13 protein-coding genes are annotated in these 20,617 nt (G+C 38.0%); 4 read left to right on the forward strand and 9 right to left on the reverse strand.

Annotated features, from left to right (window positions below; all coding sequences use genetic code 11):
- Position 1 precedes the first annotated feature (1 nt).
- Both EHR07_RS00985 and EHR07_RS00990 read left to right on the forward strand, forming a co-directional pair.
- Complete coding sequence (locus tag EHR07_RS00985; RefSeq protein ID WP_135743348.1) at positions 2-6,382, forward strand: TIGR04388 family protein; 6,381 nt, start codon at positions 2-4, stop codon at positions 6,380-6,382.
- A 12-nt stretch (positions 6,383-6,394) separates the two neighbouring features.
- Complete coding sequence (locus EHR07_RS00990) at positions 6,395-7,048, forward strand: hypothetical protein (RefSeq protein WP_135743349.1); 654 nt, start codon at positions 6,395-6,397, stop codon at positions 7,046-7,048.
- 277 nt (positions 7,049-7,325) lie between these two features.
- On the opposite strand, the gene EHR07_RS00995 is transcribed toward EHR07_RS00990, so the two are convergent.
- Genes EHR07_RS00995 through EHR07_RS01005 form a run of 3 tightly spaced genes read right to left on the reverse strand, consistent with a single transcriptional unit; the run spans position 7,326 to position 12,477 of the window.
- Positions 7,326-9,182 (reverse strand): adenylate/guanylate cyclase domain-containing protein, encoded by a 1,857-nt coding sequence (locus EHR07_RS00995; protein ID WP_135743350.1) that lies wholly within the window; start codon positions 9,180-9,182, stop codon positions 7,326-7,328.
- Positions 9,179-11,155 carry a glycoside hydrolase family 5 protein gene (locus EHR07_RS01000; protein WP_135743351.1) on the reverse strand — a complete coding sequence of 659 codons (1,977 nt, stop codon included), beginning with the start codon at positions 11,153-11,155 and terminating at the stop codon, positions 9,179-9,181. The genes EHR07_RS00995 and EHR07_RS01000 overlap by 4 nt, the downstream gene beginning before the upstream one ends.
- Before the next feature lie 5 nt (positions 11,156-11,160).
- Positions 11,161-12,477: an O-antigen ligase family protein gene (locus EHR07_RS01005; protein WP_135743352.1), complete on the reverse strand. Its 1,317-nt coding sequence runs from the start codon at positions 12,475-12,477 to the stop codon at positions 11,161-11,163.
- Between the two features lie 48 nt (positions 12,478-12,525).
- On the opposite strand from EHR07_RS01005, the gene EHR07_RS01010 reads away from it, so the two are divergent.
- Entirely contained in the window at positions 12,526-13,815 is a 1,290-nt protein-coding gene (locus EHR07_RS01010) for a glycosyltransferase (RefSeq protein WP_135743353.1), read from the forward strand.
- Positions 13,816-13,895: 80 nt separating this feature from the next.
- Here the strand turns inward: EHR07_RS01010 and EHR07_RS01015 are convergent, their stop codons facing one another.
- Genes EHR07_RS01015 through EHR07_RS01025 form a run of 3 tightly spaced genes read right to left on the reverse strand, consistent with a single transcriptional unit; the run spans position 13,896 to position 16,718 of the window.
- The gene (locus EHR07_RS01015; protein ID WP_238777495.1) at positions 13,896-15,011 is read right to left on the reverse strand and encodes a hypothetical protein; all 1,116 of its coding nucleotides are present in this window, start codon (positions 15,009-15,011) and stop codon (positions 13,896-13,898) included.
- Between the two features lie 40 nt (positions 15,012-15,051).
- Positions 15,052-16,110 (reverse strand): glycosyltransferase family 9 protein, encoded by a 1,059-nt coding sequence (locus EHR07_RS01020; RefSeq protein WP_135743354.1) that lies wholly within the window; start codon positions 16,108-16,110, stop codon positions 15,052-15,054.
- Complete coding sequence (locus tag EHR07_RS01025; protein WP_135743355.1) at positions 16,107-16,718, reverse strand: DUF4254 domain-containing protein; 612 nt, start codon at positions 16,716-16,718, stop codon at positions 16,107-16,109. Before EHR07_RS01025 ends, EHR07_RS01020 begins: the two co-directional genes overlap by 4 nt.
- A gap of 103 nt (positions 16,719-16,821) precedes the next feature.
- On the opposite strand from EHR07_RS01025, the gene EHR07_RS01030 reads away from it, so the two are divergent.
- Positions 16,822-17,625, forward strand: a complete 804-nt coding sequence (locus tag EHR07_RS01030; RefSeq protein WP_208739660.1) for an NRDE family protein — start codon at positions 16,822-16,824, stop codon at positions 17,623-17,625.
- Here the strand turns inward: EHR07_RS01030 and glyA are convergent.
- From glyA to EHR07_RS01045, 3 genes are read right to left on the reverse strand one after another with little or no spacing between them, the layout of a single operon-like run.
- Positions 17,622-18,872: a serine hydroxymethyltransferase gene (glyA, locus tag EHR07_RS01035; RefSeq protein WP_135743356.1), complete on the reverse strand. Its 1,251-nt coding sequence runs from the start codon at positions 18,870-18,872 to the stop codon at positions 17,622-17,624. The genes EHR07_RS01030 and glyA overlap by 4 nt on opposite strands.
- Positions 18,869-19,738, reverse strand: coding sequence for a lipoate--protein ligase family protein (locus EHR07_RS01040; protein ID WP_135743357.1), 870 nt, complete (start codon positions 19,736-19,738; stop codon positions 18,869-18,871). The genes glyA and EHR07_RS01040 overlap by 4 nt, the downstream gene beginning before the upstream one ends.
- Positions 19,735-20,559: a rhomboid family intramembrane serine protease gene (locus EHR07_RS01045; RefSeq protein ID WP_135743418.1), complete on the reverse strand. Its 825-nt coding sequence runs from the start codon at positions 20,557-20,559 to the stop codon at positions 19,735-19,737. Before EHR07_RS01045 ends, EHR07_RS01040 begins: the two co-directional genes overlap by 4 nt.
- Positions 20,560-20,617 lie beyond the last annotated feature (58 nt).

Genomic DNA, 20,617 nt, shown 5'->3' on the forward strand with positions numbered 1-20,617 from the left:
TATGTTTTCTCAATTTTCCTTCTCTCGAAATATTGTTACCTTTATAAAATATATTTTTCTTTCTACTCTCTTTACTTTTGAGGTTTACAGCCAGTCTCTTTCTGAAACTTGGAACCCACCTATTTACCAACCATCAGAATATTCAGAATTTTATGGGGGTGTATATTTTTCTAATTCTTTGGAAGAATGGGATTATAAAGTGGAAGAGGTTTTATTTCAATCAATAAGTCAGTGGAAAGAAACTGCTGAGATAATGGTAGAACAAATGTTAGCTTTGGAAGATGGCTCAGATGCTTTTATCGCAAATGAGGGTTATTTGGATGAAAGAAGGAAATCTTTATTTTCCGAAGTGACAGTCTTGTATTCAGCCTGGGAAAGGGAGTTGATGGATGATTATTTCGATAACAGGAATTCCTTTTTGCATAAATTAGAAACAGGTAAAGTGGATTCCCTTTACTTCCAAAGAATCGGTCAGGTATCAATGTATGAAGAATTTACTAAAGAAGAACTTAAAATCAATGAAAATAGAAATAGAATATTAGAATCAGCAAAAGAATGGGAGTTTCAGTGGAACCAAACAAGACAAGAGGGTTTGGATTCGTTTTCCAATTCATTTACTGAATTAGAAAGTGATTACCAGGCATACATTCAATCATTGGCAGAAACTGAAATTCGTTTTTCAGATAACTTAACTGCAATTAATTCTTATAAAGAAACAATTAAAACTGCATTAAGGGAAATGGTATCTCAATTACAACTTGGGTTGGATTCAGAATGTTCTGTCAATACTGGATGTCAGTATAAAAATTTTGATGGTAGTTTTAATGAAGCTGGCAAGTTATTTTCGAAGTTTATTGGAGATCTAGCTTTGGAATTAAATGGTCCCAATATTGATCCAGATTCCATTTTTACTCTCATTTCTACAAAAATCAGAGATTTTTTATCTAATGAGTCGAATAAGGCATTTTCTGAATATTTGCGGTATCATGATCAAATTTATACGTATCAAACTGGTTTTCAAATCAATTTAGATCAAACTAAAGCAAAATTTGATTTAGGAGGTGCACAGTGGAATCTAAGGAATCAATCTTTTTGGCAACTTTCTTCTGATAAACGTTATGAAAATTGGTTGGCGGGTGGGTCTGGAGAAATCGGAAATTTTGGTCGTGTTTATGATTCAGAATTAAGAGCAATATTTCAATCAATCCACAATTCCAATTACCAAAGTTTAGCTTCTATTATTAATGGAAGATTAGGTGAAGGTAGAAGTGTTCAGTCGATTCTATCGGCAAATTTGTATACTGATGTATATAATTATATAAACAACGAAAAGTTAGGTGACTTTTATATCCCATTTGATAGAGCATATCATACAAGTGGAAATTTATTGTTAGATGGAAAAGATAAATATGGTTTATGGTTAGCTGAAAGATATTTGTCCGTAGGTACTCCCAAAAGGTTGGATCTCCAGATGGGTGCTATCGGATATTCAGTTCTTTATGAAATGTATGACGATAATTCATACCAAACCTCTTTATATTGGAATGGAAATTACTCTCAGTTAGGTGGACAGAGGGACCATTTCCAGAATACATTACTTCCTGCTGTTTCTCATTGGGAAACAAAAGTAAAAGAGTATTCTGATTTTTATGAAAATTGGAAAGAAAATCGAGAAAACTTAATCGCAGATGCAAAGACAAAACTTGATACCAATCGAATGGAATTGGAACGATCTAAGGAAGATTGGTTGTCGCGTCTCGAGGAAGAAAAACGAAACGGACTTAATTCGTGGACAGAATTATATAAAAATGGTGAGCTAGCCGAGAGTCCTTCCCCCGCCATTTCATCTTGGTCTCCTTCCAGTAAGTGGGTTCCGTTTCAAGATGCCAAACTTTTGGAATTTAAAAACTCAAGTATTTTCGATGGGTCAACAGAAAATATAACGATTGGTAATAGCAATCTTTTGCAGGATCTACAGCGAAGTATAGTTGGTGTAGGTCAATATGCATCTGTCCTTCAAATGAACAATGATTTAGAGGAATTAAAACTATCAGAACAGAAGAAACTGATTAACCAAATGGCTTATGAAATTCGTTGGGATTCTTTAGGTGGAAGAGAACTTTCCAAAGAGGAGAAAATTTTACTCGGAAGTTATGATGTAACGCAACTTTCAAAAGAAGAACAATCAAGATTCGGATCGTGTTATGAAAATCCAGAGCAGAGTCTCTGTCAGTCTTTACTCAAAAGAGAATATGAAACTGTCATCGATACAAGGAATGGGGTTCTAACTTTAAAAAAAGAAATTCATAATGGTTTACTTGCAGGTAAAAATGCAGATGGGCAGTACAATGCTGGCAAAATGGAAGAAGTCCGCCATGTTCAGTTAAGTTCGATAGGAAAAATACAATTAACCAAAACTAATGATTTTTTTAATATTTGGAATGAAGAAGATTGGGAATCGTTATACCAAAAAAAATCAGAAATCACAGAATCTTTTTTAACTCATTCTCTGCAAAATGATAAAAAATTTATCAACTCGAATTTGATATCGATCCAAGAGAAAGACAATCGAAATCAGGCATTGTATTTAGAAAGAAAGGAATCGCAGGAAAGTGCAGATTCCATTTTTCAAGAATTGGCAGTCGCATATTTCACGGGAGGTGCCGCAGGAGTTAAAGCTTCATTAAAAGGAAAATTAGAATCAACAATTAACAGTGAGATGGCGAAAGCTTGGGTTAAAGCAACAGGTGGCAGTGAGTCAGATATACAAACAGCTTCCATGATGGTGGATTTTATGCGAGGTAGAATGTCTGCTAAAAAGATTCAGTCGCGTGATCAATATATTTCAATTAAAAATCCAATCCAGGCATATGAATCGATCACTGCAAAAGCATTGTCGGCTGGCCAAAAAATTATGGACTATGGGGCATTCGGTATGTCGAACGTTGCCGTTAATTTGATGCAGGCACCTGCATTGGCTTTGTATAAAACTTTAGCAGGAGAGAAACAATATAATAAGACTAATAATCAAATTGCAGGGACTGGAAAACGTTTAGAAGAGATTAAAGAAAATGAACAGATGTTAGTTCAGAATGGAATTTCTGTAGCAGTGTCGCAGGCTACTGGTTTACCAATCGAAGAGGTTTCTAAGATGTTAGGCGATAAGATGAATCAGATCAAAGCAGAAAAAGCAAACAAAGCAATGGCCAAAAATCCTATCTTTGATTTTAGTTCTGTGTTATTGGGTTCAACTGGTGGTATTATAAAAACGGCGGTCGTCGCCTTTGGAATGCCAGAGGATGAAATTCAATCCATATTGAAAGACGCAAATCGCATCAGCAATGCAGGAAATTTATCTCAAAATTCATCTGAGGATGCTTACTTAGGTTATACGTTTCAAGCTCTAGGTATGAAAGCAGACTGGACTCAACATAAAAGTAATTATTTAGACTATAGTGATTCAAAAGCCGTAGTAGAAGACCTTGGAAAAAAAGCTATTTCCAAAGAATTGTCAAAATCTTGGGGAATGGATGAGTCCGCCATTAACCAGATCGTTGATTCTACTTACTCTACTTACCAAAAACAAAAAGCGGATAAGAAAGCTCGGGCAAAAGCTGTGAGACAAACAGCTGTGAATGCTGTTTCCATAGCCATTACGTTAGGTGCAAGTGGTGCTTTGGCTGGAGTTAATTCTGTTCTTTCAAGTATAGGAAAGGTGGCTAGTAGCATAACAAATGGAATATTACCAGCGACGGCTCAAGTTGGAGAAGCGGTAGCAACCACTTTTGTACAAACTATAGCAGGAAGCCATGAGGGTCCTAAAGGAGCAATTGCCGGTTTAGCCAATGGAGTGTTAGGTGGAATTACCCAAGGTATGGGAAAAATCCAATCTGGTTTTTTTAAGGGAATGGTTCCAGGACTTGGTGTAAGTTATTCTGAACAGAATGGTTGGGGAGGTTCTCTTGGGATTGGAAACAATCTGAATAATATCACTGTTAGTTTTTCCGAGAAGGGAGATACGACCTTACAAGCTTCTAAGTCCTTGGCTGGTGGTGTGCAAATCGCTGCCGATTTTACTACGAATGGGGCTTCCAATGTTGGATTTAATTATAATCCCACAGGGAAAGGTCCAAGAAAGGATGCGAACTTTTCCCTTATGTATGACTTAAATGGAGGTGGTTTGAGTGGAAGCATTGGTTATACAGATCCAAATTCAAAACTGGGATTAACTACCTCTATTGATAAAGATGAAGTATCCGCCTCATCAGAGTTACAAGGAGTGACTTTGGGAAGAAATACAAAGAATGGATTTGAAATGCAGGAAATGAATTTTGCCGAACAGAATATCAATGCAGCTCAAGATGAAAGTGAAATTGGAGCGGGAGATAACTCCTCTGAAGGTAAGGAAACTCCTGAACAAGAAGGAGATTTTTTTCGTGATTTCTCTGCTGCGGGATTCGCACTTGCTGGTTTGTTAGCGGGTGGTGCAGTAGCTGCCGCCAAACTTTTTTCAGGTACTTCTGGCTCCAATTCGCAAGGAGCGGAAGCAGGTGCTGGAGAGACTTTAGTATTAGAAAAGGATCGTCGGAAGGAAGAAGAGGGGGAAGAAAATCAAACAACGGATCGATCGAATGATCACTTAGATTATGATTTGGCAAATTCTGTCTTAATTGATTCGATGAATCCAGACATTTCTGATCAGTCAGGAGTTGGTGGAGTTGATATTCCGGCTTTTGAGATTAATAGTCAGAATGATACATTGGCAGATGAGTTCCAGAAGGATGTAGAGGCAGGTGCAGCCAATAGAAGTTTGGTCTATGATTCCGCCACAGACAAATATGTTTCGGAGACTGGAAAGTTATATACAGCTGATGAAGTAGCTGCTCTACACCAAGCGGATGTTCTCGCTGGTATACAATACAAAACTGCAGACGGTATGCAACTCGGAATTGTTAGTTCTATCAATTCATTTTTTGGGAATGAAACTGCTTTAAGTAGTCATGTTCAAAACAGCGATACAAATCATCGGGAGAAAAATAAATTCGGAGAAGTTGTCTTTACAAGAGACCAAGTCGATAGCTTTAACAAAACTGATAAAATCAATATTTACGGCTCTGAATTTTTTAAGCAGAATATTAATGGAACAGATTACTTTGTGAGAGTGAAAAATGGCGAATTACAAGCGCTGATTCTAAGAGAAGACGGAAGAATCATGGAGACTAGTTTCCAAATCAATAGAACTATATTTGGGACTAATTATTCAAATGGGAAAATCAAACTATTTGATGCAGTAGGAAAAGAAATTACAAGTAGTAACAGCGGACAATATAATCCAAATATATCGGCAGCACAAGCATTGGCAAATTTTGATAAAATTGAAGCGATAAAAAATAGTATTTTGGATAATTTTCCTAAAGATACAAGGCTGAATTCTGAGAAGAAACTTCTAGAATTAAGATTATTGGGTGCTGATACAACCGACTTGGAAAACCTTTTAACAAAAAAAAGAGGTAAGGACATACCGCTAAGTGGGGCAGCACTCGTTGAATTTGAAGAATACAAACGTATCAGAGAGAAGAAGCCTCTCTGGGATGAACCTGCAGGCGGTTACAAAACCTCTACGGAAGCACTGTCTTCAGTGAATGTAACGCAAGATAAAACGAAAGAAACAAATGCCGATTATTTCCAAAGATTGGGAAATGAAATTCGTGAAGCATCCAAAGTTGTTGATTTGTCAGATCAGAATAAGTTAAATGAGCATTTGGCAAGTGTGGCAAAAATGTTAGGTTCCAATTTGGATGGAAAAATGACGTATGCGCAGGTAGGAGCAGACGGTGAAATCTCAAGTGTGAATACTGTAGGGTCGGATGGTTTTAGAGAAATAATCGCAACTGATTGCATTCGTTGGATAGGTGGAGTTTTTTCTGCAGCAGGTTATACGGGCCTTGGATCGTTTGCCAACTTAAATACAAACACCTATTTACTTTCTGACGATGTAAATCGCATGAACAATTTGATATCTAAAAAGCAAGCGCATGGAAACGGAGTGGAATATTTAAGGCAAGCATCTAATTTATTGGAGAGGACAAGTCCTATCATTTCAAGTGATGTTGAAAATGCGACTAAAGGCGACGGTTTTAAAGTGCCTGATTTGGAAGTAGGACAAATTGGGATCACAAGAAAAATGAAGGATGGCGCGATGAAATCAGACCATGTTTATATGATTGTTGACAAGCGATACAATGAAGAGACAAGTCAATTTGAGTATGAGATATCGGAGAGCTATCTAACTCATGGTCCAGCAACTCGTTGGATAAGCCATCCAGACTCTAGCTATCTAAAACGTAGTGAATTTTATATAGTTAAACCACCAGATCAATAGGAGATTTTAAGTATGAATAAAAGTTCGAAGCGACTCATAGGATTACTCATCTTTGCAACTTTATTTTTAACTTGTAGGGAAAACGATGCACAGTCCAAAGCAGAATTAGAAAAATTCAAAAATGAATGCCCAAAAATCTCTCAAGGTGATTTCTATTGGAGCAAGCCTTGCGTAATTGAAAAACAGGCACTAACTTGTATGAAAGCCATAGAGGAAATTAAAAAAAAAGGTATAGAATCTTACTTTTTTGGAAAGGCATGGGATAGAGGTAGCTATGAAACGAAATATAACATTGATAGAAAGGGGGAAATAAAAATAGTAGACCACGATCCGGATGGGACGATTACAGTCTGGAAACAAAAAGGAAAAATCTATCGCAAAGAAGGCAAGTATATATTCGTTGATCCAATTAATAAATGGGATACTAAAACGGAGGAATTTGTAATCAATAGAATTGATTGTGAAATCAATAACTTGAATATCGATAGACAAGGAAGTTTTATCTATTTTACATTCGCAAATAATGAAATGAAAGTTTTAAGATATTCTGCTCTTGATAATTCTCCAATATATGGGGACTCAAAATCGTTTGTTTTGGCAGAAACAACAAAACCATTACCAAACTTAGAAGTCTGGCATAAGATATCTCTGATTCTTTCGGAGTGAGTCTCAACAATACTAAACCAGTCCCAACGCCAGCGATTGCAGCGGAAATCCTTTCGCGAAGCGAAAGATTGGAGCGAAAAGCGCGGTCGGTTCTAGAGGGAATAGATGGCCACCAAGCCAATGCGAGGCGCCCAGAGGTTTACTCAAAACTCAGGTGAGGCAACCAATTGTCCTTTAAAGTATATTACCTGTCCCCACGGTAAGGTTTGGTCAGAGTAGGCCTTGGTCCACCAGCTGAAACATGGTGTTTCGCTGGAAGAATATGAATATGGGAACTCTAAACCTTCCAGATATAGACAAAATCGGTTCGGTCTGCCCAGGGCAGTGGGAATTCGATTTTACGGAGTTTGATGGATTCGGAGCGAAGGTATTCGCGGATGTCTCGGTCGCGAAAGATCGTTTCGCTAAAAGAAATTTCGCCGGAGTTTGTCACTGACTGGAGTTTGGCGGTGTAATTGACGGTGTTACCAAAGTAATCGATGTTACTGTTTAGGTTTACGGCAAGGCAATTCCCTGTATGGATAGAAATTCTGATCCTAACAGGTGTATGTTGGTTTTCCGGATGGAACCATTCCTGCATTTCTTTTGCTGCCTTTAATGCTTGTAAGGGGCTAAAAAAACTTGCCATAACAGCATCTCCTATAGTTTTCACAACGACTCCCCTAAAATTTTGTATGATTTGATTTGTTTTGATAAAATGTTCGCGCACTTGTAAAAACGCGCCGTGGTCTCCTTCGGTTTCGTAAAACTTTGTCGAACCGACTATATCTGTAAAGAGAATGGTTTTGATTCCAATATCTAATTGTAAGTTGGTAGCAATGGCTTCTTCGGAGAATAAGTCCCGAAATTCTTGGTAATTGAATATTTCTGAAGGCCGAAGGCTTATTTGGTCTTCATTTCTTTCTTCTAGGATGATGGTAACATCAGTATCAGATTCATTTTCAAACACTAAGTTTGGTTTGGGGGAAACTTTGATTTCCTCTTCTTTGGTTTCTGGTAACCACAAAATATCTGTTTGCTTATAGCTGGGTTTGATATCCACGAGTCTATATTTTTTATCACCTTTTTTCCTTAATCGAAACACTCCGGGTCCAATGAGTAAACTAGATGAGTAAGATTTATTTGCTGGGATTGTTTTTGTAAGTAAGATGTGTTGTTTTGTTGCGGGTTCTGCTGCACAATAAAACTGTTTTTCAATCACTCGAATGCTTGGATGTATGTGGAATGTTACCTCTATAGAATTAAAACCCGTGGTATCAAAATCAATTTCGCAGACTTCACATTCGTCTTTTGATGGTAAGTCACTCAGACGAGTGAGACTTGTGCGTACGCCCCGGCAATGAGGACAAACAATATCCCAACTAAGTGTAAATATACCTAAACGACAGCCATGTAAGAATAAAAATAATACTTCATCGGGATCTAGTTTTAAGTTTCGGCTAACTTCCTTTATGCGAATTCTGTCTAATTCGTTGTCGGATGCAGATTTAATCCATTGGAAAACCGTAGAAATTGTTTCTTGGGAAACTCCTTTTTTAATTAGGTTTTCAGTTTCTTTCTCAAGTTTTTCTGGATGGATCCATTGACCTTCGGGGGCATAAGAAAATTCTTTTCCTGGGATCAGATTTTTTTGCGGTTTTTTACGTTTGATTTCTTCAGCTATATCTATTAATGCTTTGCGATAGGTAACTTCTAGTTTTGGCATTGCATATTCCAAAAGTTTTCGCGTAAAGAAATTTCTTGGAATCCATCCAAAGTATAAATAGACTTTACTTCTAGATTCACCTAACGTCTCTAAGATGAATCTGGTGCGAACGTAGTGTCCAAATCCCTTTTTATAAATACGTGCGTTTCCAATCTCTTTCAGATATTCCCATTCCCAAGGAACTTCTTCCCACTCCAATTGGAAACCGACCTGCCTGGTTTTTCCAAAGAGTTTTCCGTCTTTTTCCTGGTAATCGAACTTAGGCATACCCGCTCTTTGGTTTAAAGCAGAAGTATCGATCAAATGGGGCCAAATTTCTTCTCTTGTTACAGGGAGATCAAATTCCCAAAGCGAATCAATTGGTGTTGCTAAAGATTTCCATCGTTCTTCCCAGGGGTATTTTTGTAGTAAAGACTCTAAATCAATCATAATGGTTTTAGGATGAGAGTTGCCTTTCCTCCATTTCCTTTGACTGCCAATTCCCCTTCTGTTTCGGAAATTTTTTCTGCATTTGAAAGTACAATTTGTACGCCATTAGGGTAAACAAACCGTGGGACTTTGATGATACAAGGTTCTTCGATGGCAAGGTCAGAGATCCATTCCAAATAAAATTCTCTATTTTCTAAGTTATATTTCATTTGTAAGGGTGTTCCTTGGATAAAAGCGGCATAAGGTCTACAAAAACCTTCGATAGCTCTTCCTCCACCCCCATAAACATCGGGGTCTGAACCTGGGATGATTTGGTCTTTCGAAAAAATACTTAGGTCTTCTTGGTTCCAACCATCTCCCACCATTAAATCATTTTCATTCGATGCAGTATAGTTCCAAAGTGTATTTGATAAAAAGAGTTGGTCCATCGCATTGTACATGGAATCTAGAGCCATCACATGAAGTTTCCAAATTTTGGGAGAATGGTTTCCTTTTTTCCATTCTTTGTATGCCTTCCCACCTTGTAGATCAAAAGGAATGCCGAATTCTCCAATCAGACTTGGAATTTTACCGGGAACGGAATCAGCGGTATTTTTAACTCTCGTTAGCTGCCGTACATACATGGCTTCGATTCCAGACTTTCCAAATACAGGACGTTTGGTCAAAGTATCAATCGCAATGGGATAAAGAAAGGTTTTGAAAAGGAGAGTTAGTATATCATACCAATGTGCCGCATTTACAGATAATTTCGGAACTTCCCCATTTAGATAAGGATGTGTGAATGCATCAGATGCTTCTCTTTCAATAAAAACCATCCAATCTTTTCTGATTTCTTGAATGGTTTTACCAACAGTGCGCATAAAAGGAATTAGGTAATCTGCATCAAAGTCTACGGCTTTACCATTTACGGTTTGAAAAAAATCATTTTTTTCGATGAAAGGTGTACCATCTTTTGTAATGGTATAAGCGCCTTCTAATTGGAAGGGATCACCAGGTGATTCAGGTAACCAAATAGAAACCTTGTTTTGGTTTACGGTTACAGTTTTGGTAGGAACAAATCCACCTTTCCAGATTTTAAGAGTAAGATAAGGTAAGTCTACGGAATAACCATGAGAAGAAAACAAAGCATCTATTGGTGACCAACCAAGGCCCGGTTTTGCGGGATCTTCTTCTTTGTTGGTAAGACCTCGATCATTTAAGGCCCTTCCGATAAAACCTTTTCCTGGTTCGTTTAGGGAATCAAAACCTAAAACAAAGTCAAAATCTTTCACCCTCTCTGCGATTTGTTTCATACAACCCAAATAGTGGCCTTGCAAATAGTCTTGAACATTCTGGCCTTCGATTAAGAAGTTGGGTGCAAAATCTTTTCCTCCGAAAAACAAAGTCCAAAGAATTCCATTGCCAGCATAACGATAGTTTTGTGACCAACACATGGTTGGATAATTGTCTTCCTGCCGAATTCCTGGTTTTGAATAATCGTATGCTCTTTGCATGACTATGCTTGCATCTGCTTCCGAAAGTTTACGATAATCAATTCCCAATTTTTCAAAGATCCAACCAGGAGCGCCATCACCTCCGGTCATACGAGACCAAACATCTTGATGAAAATCTATAAATACATAAAATCCATATTCTCCAGCCATCCGAACAATTTCTGTAAAATAATCCAAATAGGCCTCGTCGTATTGATTTGGTCCTTTATGTTCGACTGCTTCCCAAGTGGTTAATAAACGAATTACGTTAAATCCCCATTTTTTGAGTCTCGTGAAATGGGAATCTGCTTCGAAAAGAGGAAAAGGTCGGCCAATAAAACTCACTTCTTTGTGGTCTGAAAAATCCGTTGGGAACTGTGTTCCACCGTTAGGAAAAGGAACTTTTGTGTCTCCCCCTAAGTTCACTCCTCTTAAAATCACTTTTCTTCCGGTTGCATCTACAAACCATTCGCCTTGAGGTGAGAGTTTTTTTGGTGCCATTAGATTTATCCTTTAAGTTTTAATTCGTTTTTATGATTGGACTCGGCGTAAATGTTAAGATACCCAAGTAAAAAGTAAAACACAATCAATACTTCATCATCTTGAAAATAACATTGTAAAAGACCAGAAAAGAAAAATCCTACTAAACCATAAGTCATAAACCTAGTTTCTTTAGGAATGTACCCATTTAATAGTGTATAAAGTATTCCTACAAATAAAAGTAAGTATAAGATCCCTTGAGGCACACCGAATACAGCTGTTAAATGAAAGTAATCATTGTGAGCGTGTCCTCTTTGTGTGACTTCATAAAAGAAACTTAGTTCTTTGTGTTCTTTTTCCTTTTCTTTCCTGGAAATTTCGATTTCTTTTTGGTAGTTCCCTGATCCAATTCCAAAAATAGGATTTTTTTCAATTAGAGGAAAGGTGGAATCCCAAATAAAGGTTCTACCCGAATCAGTGTGTTTCTCTCCACCAAACAAAGGATCTACGACTCGTTTGACTGCATTTGTAGTTTTGTAGCCTGTAAATACCAAAATCAAAGAGAGTAAAATTAATATCCCAATTCGTTTTAACATTTTTTTTGTTATATCTTTATCGATAAAAATTAGAACATATATTCCGAATAAAGTACTCACAAAGGCTCCAAGAAGTGAAGACCTCGCATTGTTAAATAAAAAGACTATAGCAACCAATAAAAGTAATATAGCATTGATGGAAATTTTAGAGAATGATTCTTTTTTATACCAAGAATCATACAATCGGAATACAAAACCAGGGAAGATAAAAGCAAGTAATCCGCCGAAAGTAAGATGGGTATTCATAAGTCCGATTGGAAGGTAGATATTTACGTTGGATATTTTGCCGTAGTGGTGTTGGTAAGGCCAAGAAGCAGAAGTTTTATAAAGATCGGAAATTAATCGAGATAGTCTTGTCATTGAAAAAATAGAAATAAATCCGGTTATCACAATGATTAATGCAAAGATAAAAAATGTTTTATAGAGATATTTTTTGTCTTCAGGTTTGATCCCTTGGACCGTGACAAATGCCGTTACTAGGAAAATGTCTTTCATCTCGTCGCGAAATGCGTGTTTGATGGTTATAAAATCAAATCCAGATGCTGCGAAATGATACAAAACTGTTACAAGTTGCCAAACGTAAAATAGGAAGAGAATTTTTACTAATTGGCTCCTGAGTTTTGGTTTTTCAGGAAGAAAGAGAAAAAAAACAAAAGAGAGGAGTAAGAAAAGTTGGCTTAAGGAAACGGAAAGGGCACAGGAAATGATGGACAAGGTTAGAAACGAACGATAGATTCGGTAAAACATACTTTGGATGAGACTAATGCTTTTCTCCAATTTGTAAAGAGGTAACAGTTGCGAGTCTTATATTTTTCCGATACTTTTTTGCCAAAAACCGACGGAGTCGCTGTTTCTATTAAAAATTTTTCTGAACTTTTGGCTTTGCGAGGCCACGAATTTTGTATTTGTGCACCCAAATATGGGGACGGGGACTTTGATCGGATGACGGACAATATCCAGGTGGTTCGATTTCGTTCTGGATACTTGCCAAGTTACCCCGATATTAAAGTGGTTTTGCCCTCACCTGGCAAAATCAAACGAATTATTGAAGATTTCAAACCTGACCTCATTCACATCCACACCCCGGGACTTTTGGGTCTTTATGCTGTGAATGCTGCTGAACGATTTGGTATTCCTACCATTGGTACCTATCATACTTTGATGGCTGAGCAGGAAATGTATGTATCCTTTTACCGGTTATTCAAACTCGATAAACTTTTTTTCAAAGCAAACAAGTTTAAGAAAAAACTAAATATCGATGAGTTAGATAAAATTGTAAAATTTGATAACTTTAATATTCGCAAAAAAATCATTCTAAAAATATGTAATGATATCTATAATAGATGCGATGTAGTGATTTCCCCGAGTCATCTCATCAAAGAACAACTCATAGAATATGGAATCACTCGTCCGATAACTGTGGTTTCTAATGGAATGGACTTAAAAAGATTTCAAGGGACTCCAAAAACATATGCGGCAGGGGATGCTCCCAAGTTTTTGCATGTAGGGAGAATCTCTTATGAGAAAAATTGTGATGTGATCCTTAATGCATTCAAAACTATCCATGAACATTATCCGAAAGCAACTTTGACAATCATTGGTGAAGGTCCCGCCATTCCATCTTTACAAAGACAAGCCGAACATTTAGGGATTCAAGATGCTGTAAACTTCAAAGGATTTATCCCCAATGCCGTGTTACATGAAGAATATCCAAAGTATGATGTATTTTTAACTGCATCGACTATGGAAACACAAGGTCTTGTTGTTTTAGAAGCCATTGCTTGTGGGTTACCTGCTGTCGGTGTGGATGCCTTTGCTTTACCAGAACTGATCCGTCATGGTGAAAATGGATACATTGCCAAATCTTTCGATGCCAAAGGGATCGCACAAGCCGCCCTTGAAATCATCCGTAATCCTGAAGAGTATGCTAAGTTCTCTAAAAATTCCATTCAGATTGCTTCAGGCCATGAAATGGAAAAATGTGTAGATGCAATGGAAGAAGTATATTCAAAAGTTGTAGAAGCAATGAAAGGAAAAGTTAAAAAAACTAATATCTTTGATTTGTTTTTTGATTTTATGCAATGATTTAGGCCTTTTCAGTGTGTCATTCGGTGGTGTTGGTACTGAGAAAGGGAAGAAAACAAAAGTTGGTATTTTATCTTAGTTCATTCCTTATTCACAACCGGATAAAATACCACCGATTTTAGAACTCTGCCTTCTTCTCTGTCTTCATAAACAACTTCTGCTTGTTTGGTGCGAGCTGGCATATAAAGTTGGATGGCCTCCACAATTTCATAGGCACTGAGAGTATAATCTAACACTTTGATTGCAAGCTCTACGCCAAGAAATCTTTCGCGAGTTACAGTTTTTGTTTCTGTTTTTTTTGCTATTATGAGCCATTTATAAAGTCTTGCTGAACGATTGGTATCTAGTAAATTTCCAATGTCCAATTTCATTTGTGGAAGGACAGCTGGTGTTTGGCTAAATCGGATTTCGATTCTTTTGGATTGTGATTCACTTAATTTTAAAGATAATTGTTTATCAAACAATTCATCATCTATATATTCGATGCGATCACAGGTGGAATAAACTGTATCACATAAATTTCCGTAATTTTTATGAAAGAAAAATACCTGTAATACTTTTCCGGATGTAGGATGATAAAGGACTTTCGCATTATAATGTCCCATTCGCCCAAACTTAAAAACAGAACGTATTCGTTTGTATAAATTATAACTGAGTCCAAAAAGATCTTTGATGACAGGGACATCTGTAAAGCCAATGCCTCTTGTAGCAATATAAAATGGTTCCAAACTTACATGGCCATCTCTTTTGGCAATTTCCCTTAGGTATTCCGTGATATCATCCATTTGGGAGTCACTTAAAAGAAGGGGATGATCCAAAAAATCAACCACCACCTTACCGCCATTTTTTCCTAGTTCATCCCATACCTCGGACAAATACGTCCCGTCCTTTGAGTATGGAATTTTTTTACAAACCAAGTCTTGGCATTTGATTTGTTCTTCATAATCTACTTTGTTGGGTGAAGGAAGAATTACTTCTTGGAACTCAGAAGAAAACTCTTCCGCATGGACTTCATTTGTGGTGAGAAAAAGTAATAATGTAAAGAAAACACAAAACTGAAATGTAATTAGGGTTATGTGGATGGAATTATTTTTTAAGTAAAGGTTAGCGGATTGAGGCCTGAAAAGTTCGGAGAAAAAAGTCCCTTCGTTTGGTTTTATTGATTTAGGAGATATCTGCTTTTTTAACGAATTCATAAAAGTCTCCTATCATTAGTGGATTTGTTGATTTAGCGATTCACCAAAGAGTATTTACGTTTTGGATGAGTCGGATCCGTCTAACAACATCTAGTGGGTCAATCAGTTCCATACAAGCATGGTCTCCACGCCAACATTTAGTGTTTCCGTAAATCGAACAAGGGCGACAAGGTAGGTCCACTTGTAACACTCCTGAATCTTCTTGGGCAAAAGGACCGAATCCAGAAAGAGGATGTGTGGTCCCATAAATTCCTATCACAGGTTTTTTGAGAAGGGCAGCAATATGAACGTTGGAACTATCCATTCCAATCATGACATCCAACCTATCCATAATCCCGAGTTCCCCACGAATTCCTAAATTTCCACCTTGGACGATATGAGCCCTTGTATGACCATTCCGAAGGATTTCTAATTCCTTAGCCTCATCCTTCCCGCCAAACAGAAATACATTACAATCTGGAAATTCATCGAGTAAAACTTCGACGAGGCGTTTGCATTTCTCAAAACTCCATTCTTTAAGTGCATGTCCCGCAAAAGGTGCAAATCCAAACCATTGACCTTCTTTTTTATCAATCCCAATGGATTTAAAAAAATCTCGAGCAAATACTTTCGATTCCCCATCTACATTGAGCCAAGGACCTTTGCGGATCGGTGCATCAAATCCGGCTTTCCGAAATACGTTTAAATATCGTTCGACGGTGTGTGGAAGTGGGTTTAATTTTTTATTATAACGTCTTGTTTGTGCTAATTTTTCCCGACGACCTTTGATGATTTTGGAGTAGGGAACACCTTGGCTACGAAATAGAAAAGCAATGAACCTGGAACGAACCGATCCATGTAAATCGATGACATGCCCGAATGGTCCTAGTTTGGCGATATCACGATACATTCGCCAGAGACCCAAAATTCCTTTGTATTTTTTTAGATTCATCCCGAGGACATTCAAATTAGGGATATTATAGAAAAACGGGGCGAAGTTTCCTCTGGTAACAACTGTAAGTTGAATATTAGAATATTTAGCTGCAATGGCGATGAGTGCTGGTGTCATTAATGCCACATCACCCATTGCAGAAAATCTTAATACTAAGAGGTTTGTCATTTCTGATTCTTATACAATGATGGATTTAAATTTTGGTCATTGTACATCTTCATTTGACGATATACTTTTACTTTTTTGATTCCTTGTGAATAATCAGAAAAAAGTTCATCCAAACATTTTTTAAGGTCTTCTCTTTGGTCTAGGAGAACATCTAGTTTTGCTTGACATTTTGCTATATGTTCTTTTGTGGCCGAGGCATCTTTTCTAGAAACTTGTTCTTCCATATGATAGATCTTGAGTTCCAAGATACTCATGCGGTCGAGTAACCATGCTGGTGATTCTGAATTTAATCTTGCATCAGGTTTTGGAGTGACAGACCGAAACATATCAATCACAAAGTCATCCAGTTTTTCCACCATATCAGTTCGGTCTTGGTTGAGTTTGTCTATCTTTCGTTTGAGAGCCACAACCTCTTCTAAAGCAATGTCGGGCCTTCTGATTTCATCTTCAATATGCCATTGGATGGTATCAATGTGGTTTTTTTGGTAGAGTGTGGACTCTAAACTTCCTTCTGGATAAGGATTGGGGTGAGGGGCTTCTTTTTTATGCCAATCTTGAACGGATTGTTGGAAAATTGAGACGGCTTTAATGGCTTCCAAGGCTTTCATATCGTAATGCAAATCATGATTTAATATGGTTTTTGGCGTTCAATCTAAATATTTCCCAGGTTTTTCGCTTTCTTTTGCCACCATTTTTAGTTTTTTACAGTACATGTGCTTAGTTGTGATCGCCTATAAGGTCCATCCAGATTACCCGCTTGTCATTGTTTCCAATAGAGATGAATTTTTTGAAAGGCCGACAGAACCCATCCACACTTGGGATTGTCAACCTACCATCCTTGCAGGGAAAGATTTAAAAGCAGGGGGAACTTGGCTTGGTGCGAATTCCTTGGGAAAAGTTGCCTTTCTTACCAATGTTAGAAATTTTAGAAAACCTCCTCACCCCCATCCAAGATCAAGAGGAAACCTTGTTTTAGATTTTTTAAAATCACCTAAGGACTTTAGTGCTCGTCAATACCAAGAGGAAGTTCTGAAAACGGTATCTGACTATGAAGGATTTAATTTATTTGTTTTTGATGGGAACCATGCCAGTTACGTTGGAGGGGATCCATTACAATCCTATAACTTAGAACCAGGGTTTCATGCAGTCAGCAATGCCAATTGGAATACAGTTTGGCCAAAGACCGCAAAATTGAAAACAAACGTCGAACAGGTGTTTGATTCCTTCCCAATGAATGAGAATTGGCGTACTTTTGTTACCCTGGAATTTTTTAGACTTTTGGCAAATGCAGATCTTGTGAAAGAAGACTCTCTTCTGCCCGATACAGGAATTGGTTTGGAACGGGAAAGGTATTTATCATCCATTCGCATTCGTGTTCCTGGATACGGTACCCGAGCTTCTACAATTTTATTTTATGGAAAAGATGGTGTGGAAATGTTGGAAAGAACCTTCCCCGATCCGCTTTCTAATGAATATTCGGAACGGAGAGAGGTTTTAGCATTTAGCGAGAGTTAGTTTTCGAGTCTGAAATTCGTCATTGGGAAAGCAGAAGTAATTTCTTTTACACCTGCTTTTACTTTTGATTCCCAAGTAGAATCACCAAAATGATCTAAATAATCGCAGATTAAATTTCCTACAGCCTCGATTTCTTTTTCTTTTAGACCACGAGTGGTAAGAGCAGGAGTTCCGAGTCGAATTCCAGATGCCACAGCTGGCGGGTTTTTATCAAAAGGAATCGCGTTTTTATTAACTGTCACTCCTACGTGGTCTAAACCATTTGCTGCATCATTTCCTGTGAGACCTTTAACTGATACATCGAGAAGAACGATATGGTTGTCAGTTCCACCAGAAACCACACGAAAACCTCGTTTTTGGAATGTTTCTGCAAGGACCTTTGCGTTCTTTACTACTTGTTTGATATAAGTTTTGAAATCTGGTTGTAACGCCTCTCCGAAGGCAACTGCTTTAGCAGCGATTACATGCATCAGTGGTCCCCCTTGGATTCCAGGAAACACTCTTGAGTTAAGAATTTTTTCATTTTCTTTTGAGGAAAGGATGAGTCCCCCTCTTGGTCCACGCAAAGTTTTATGAGTGGTAGTAGTGACAAAATCACAAACTCCGATGGGACTTGGATGTTCTCCGGCTACAACAAGACCTGAAATATGAGCAATGTCGGCCATAATTTTGGCACCAATTCCATCCGCAATTTCACGGAACTTGTTAAAATCAATAGTTCTAGGATAAGCGGAGGCACCCACTACAATCAATTTCGGTTTGTGTTCTTTTGCAAGTTTTGCCACTTCATCGTAGTTGATGGTTTCAGTTTTTTCATCCACTCCATAAGGAATTGGTTTAAAATACTTCCCACTGATATTAACCGCGCTACCATGTGTTAGGTGGCCACCATGAGCCAAATTCATTCCAAGAAAACTATCTCCTGGTTCGAGAGTCGCAAGAAACACAGCCATATTCGCCTGTGCACCGCTATGTGGTTGAACGTTTGCATATTCGGCACCAAACATTTTTTTCGCACGTTCGATGGCAAGTTCCTCTACCTTATCTGCATTTTCGCAGCCATTGTAGTAACGTTTTCCAGGATACCCTTCTGCGTATTTGTTTGTGAGAGTGGAGTGGTAAGCTTCGAGCACTGGACGTGAAACAAAGTTTTCACTAGCAATCATCTCTAGGGAATGTTCTTGGCGTTCGTCTTCTTTTTTTAATGCGGCGTAAACTTCAGGATCTTGTTTTTCTAAATAACTCATGTGGGAATTTCTCTGTGGAGTGTGTATTCTGGATTTTGGTATTTTTTCTTGCGAATAGATTCAGATTCTCGGAGCACTTGTTTCCGAAAAGTAGAAAAGTCAGGGCCAAAGAAGGAAATTTTTGAAAAATCCTCTGGTTCTTTTTCTCCTAAATAAGAAAAAACTTCTTTTACGAGGTCTTTTGCCCAAATCTTTTCCGAAAAAAAATCGGGTAGAGAGGTAAGAAATTCCTTATGACTTCTCTCTTTGCGATAATCGGGTTCTTCGGGGGGGTGGTGTAGGACTTCTGCCACTCGTTCAATTAAGTGATCTTCTAAAATTAAAGTCCCATGTTGGACAATACAACTTCGTTTCCGAAATTGTGCGTTCCCTGAAATCTTTTTTAAGATTCCATTTTTTTCTAATACTAGGTCAGATTTTCCCTTTGGAAAAGATACGATATTTTGTCTTTTTAAGGATTTAGACACGATTCCAAGAAGGATATCATACGAATCCCTGACAGGAAAAAGATCCTTCCTCTCCTCCAAGTTAAAATAGAGAGAATAATTGATGTTTCCAGAAAGGGAATGAAACACAGTTCCCCCGCCGGAGGCACGCCTTGCAATATAACAAAAATTAGGTTTTGGTTTTTTGTGAAAACCTTCGGACTTTACTACGGATTCATACTTTGTTACTACTTCTTCTTTGATGTTCCGAAATGGATTTTCCGAAAGACCTAAAATGATGGAGTCAGGATTTTTCCAAAGCCTAACTCCAGCAGTCATTCCTTCAGAAACTAATTTTAGGGCAATGGCCTCTTCGATCGCCAAATTAAAGTAAGGTGACCTGGGAGGGATTTCTGGAAAATAAAATACTTTTGAATTCACTCGTTGAAATATTTCTGTGAAGCTTCGTTTAAGAACTTTCTTTCGCTACGGGAAAGAGACTCCATTCCGTTTTTGGAAATTTTTTCAAGAAGTTCATCCACTTTGGTTTTTGCATTTTCCCTTTTGGCCATTTCTTCTTGGTAACGCATAAATCTGCGTTTTTGCAAATACCTAGAGAGAGACCAATTGGGAAGGGAATTTGTTTTTTTTCTCCAACCAGAATATACCTTCATCAAGAAAAAACCGCCAATGGCCCCGCCTAAATGTGCAAAATGAGCCACTCTTTCTCCTTGAGCAAAAAGTACCATAAGCATAACAATCATCACAAAGTATTTGGCTCTCATCGGAAAAATGAGAAATACAAGAAGTTCTCGGTTCGGCCAAGTCATGGCGTAGGCGACGAGAAGTCCGTAAATGCTGGCACTGGCACCCACCACAAGTCCTTGAGAAAATCCAGAGAAATGGGCGATAACGGTGAAGAGCCCGCCAAGGAAGGCGGTGAATAGATAGAACTTTAAAAAAGCACGTTCTCCCCAAATTTCTGCCAGTTCTGAACCAAACATCCAAAGGCTCAGCATATTAAAAAGAATGTGTAAAAAACTCCCGTGGAGAAAGGCATAACTGAGAAGTTGCCAAACCCAACCGCTAAAAACGAGGTCTGGGCTCAGTCCAAAATACAGTTCCACCAAGGGGGAATGGAAAGCCAATTTCGTTGCCAATTGCAAAAGAAAGAGAATTCCATTGATAATCATGAGAGTGCGTACAACGGGAACCATTGGTGGTCCAAATCGGAGTTCATATCCTGGGTAACGAGAAGCCATAAATTCAAGGTCGCAAATCTTGAGTGACAAGGAAAGTCGATTTCCTAGCATCGAGGAA

The sequence above is a fragment of the Leptospira bandrabouensis genome, assembly GCF_004770905.1.
Classification (GTDB): Bacteria; Spirochaetota; Leptospiria; order Leptospirales; family Leptospiraceae; genus Leptospira_A; species Leptospira_A bandrabouensis.

What these genes read in the sequence shown, in the direction of transcription:
- glyA (WP_135743356.1), bottom strand. Translation starts at nt 18,872, where the DNA reads ATGAGTTATTTAGAAAAACAAGATCCTGAAGTTTACGCCGCATTAAAA.
- EHR07_RS01025 (WP_135743355.1), bottom strand. Translation starts at nt 16,718, where the DNA reads ATGAAAGCCTTGGAAGCCATTAAAGCCGTCTCAATTTTCCAACAATCC.
- EHR07_RS01000 (WP_135743351.1), bottom strand. Translation starts at nt 11,155, where the DNA reads ATGGCACCAAAAAAACTCTCACCTCAAGGCGAATGGTTTGTAGATGCA.
- EHR07_RS01015 (WP_238777495.1), bottom strand. Translation starts at nt 15,011, where the DNA reads ATGAATTCGTTAAAAAAGCAGATATCTCCTAAATCAATAAAACCAAAC.
- EHR07_RS00995 (WP_135743350.1), bottom strand. Translation starts at nt 9,182, where the DNA reads ATGATTGATTTAGAGTCTTTACTACAAAAATACCCCTGGGAAGAACGA.
- EHR07_RS01045 (WP_135743418.1), bottom strand. Translation starts at nt 20,559, where the DNA reads ATGGCTTCTCGTTACCCAGGATATGAACTCCGATTTGGACCACCAATG.
- EHR07_RS01020 (WP_135743354.1), bottom strand. Translation starts at nt 16,110, where the DNA reads ATGACAAACCTCTTAGTATTAAGATTTTCTGCAATGGGTGATGTGGCA.
- EHR07_RS00990 (WP_135743349.1), top strand. Translation starts at nt 6,395, where the DNA reads ATGAATAAAAGTTCGAAGCGACTCATAGGATTACTCATCTTTGCAACT.
- EHR07_RS00985 (WP_135743348.1), top strand. Translation starts at nt 2, where the DNA reads ATGTTTTCTCAATTTTCCTTCTCTCGAAATATTGTTACCTTTATAAAA.
- EHR07_RS01030 (WP_208739660.1), top strand. Translation starts at nt 16,822, where the DNA reads ATGTGCTTAGTTGTGATCGCCTATAAGGTCCATCCAGATTACCCGCTT.
- EHR07_RS01005 (WP_135743352.1), bottom strand. Translation starts at nt 12,477, where the DNA reads ATGTTTTACCGAATCTATCGTTCGTTTCTAACCTTGTCCATCATTTCC.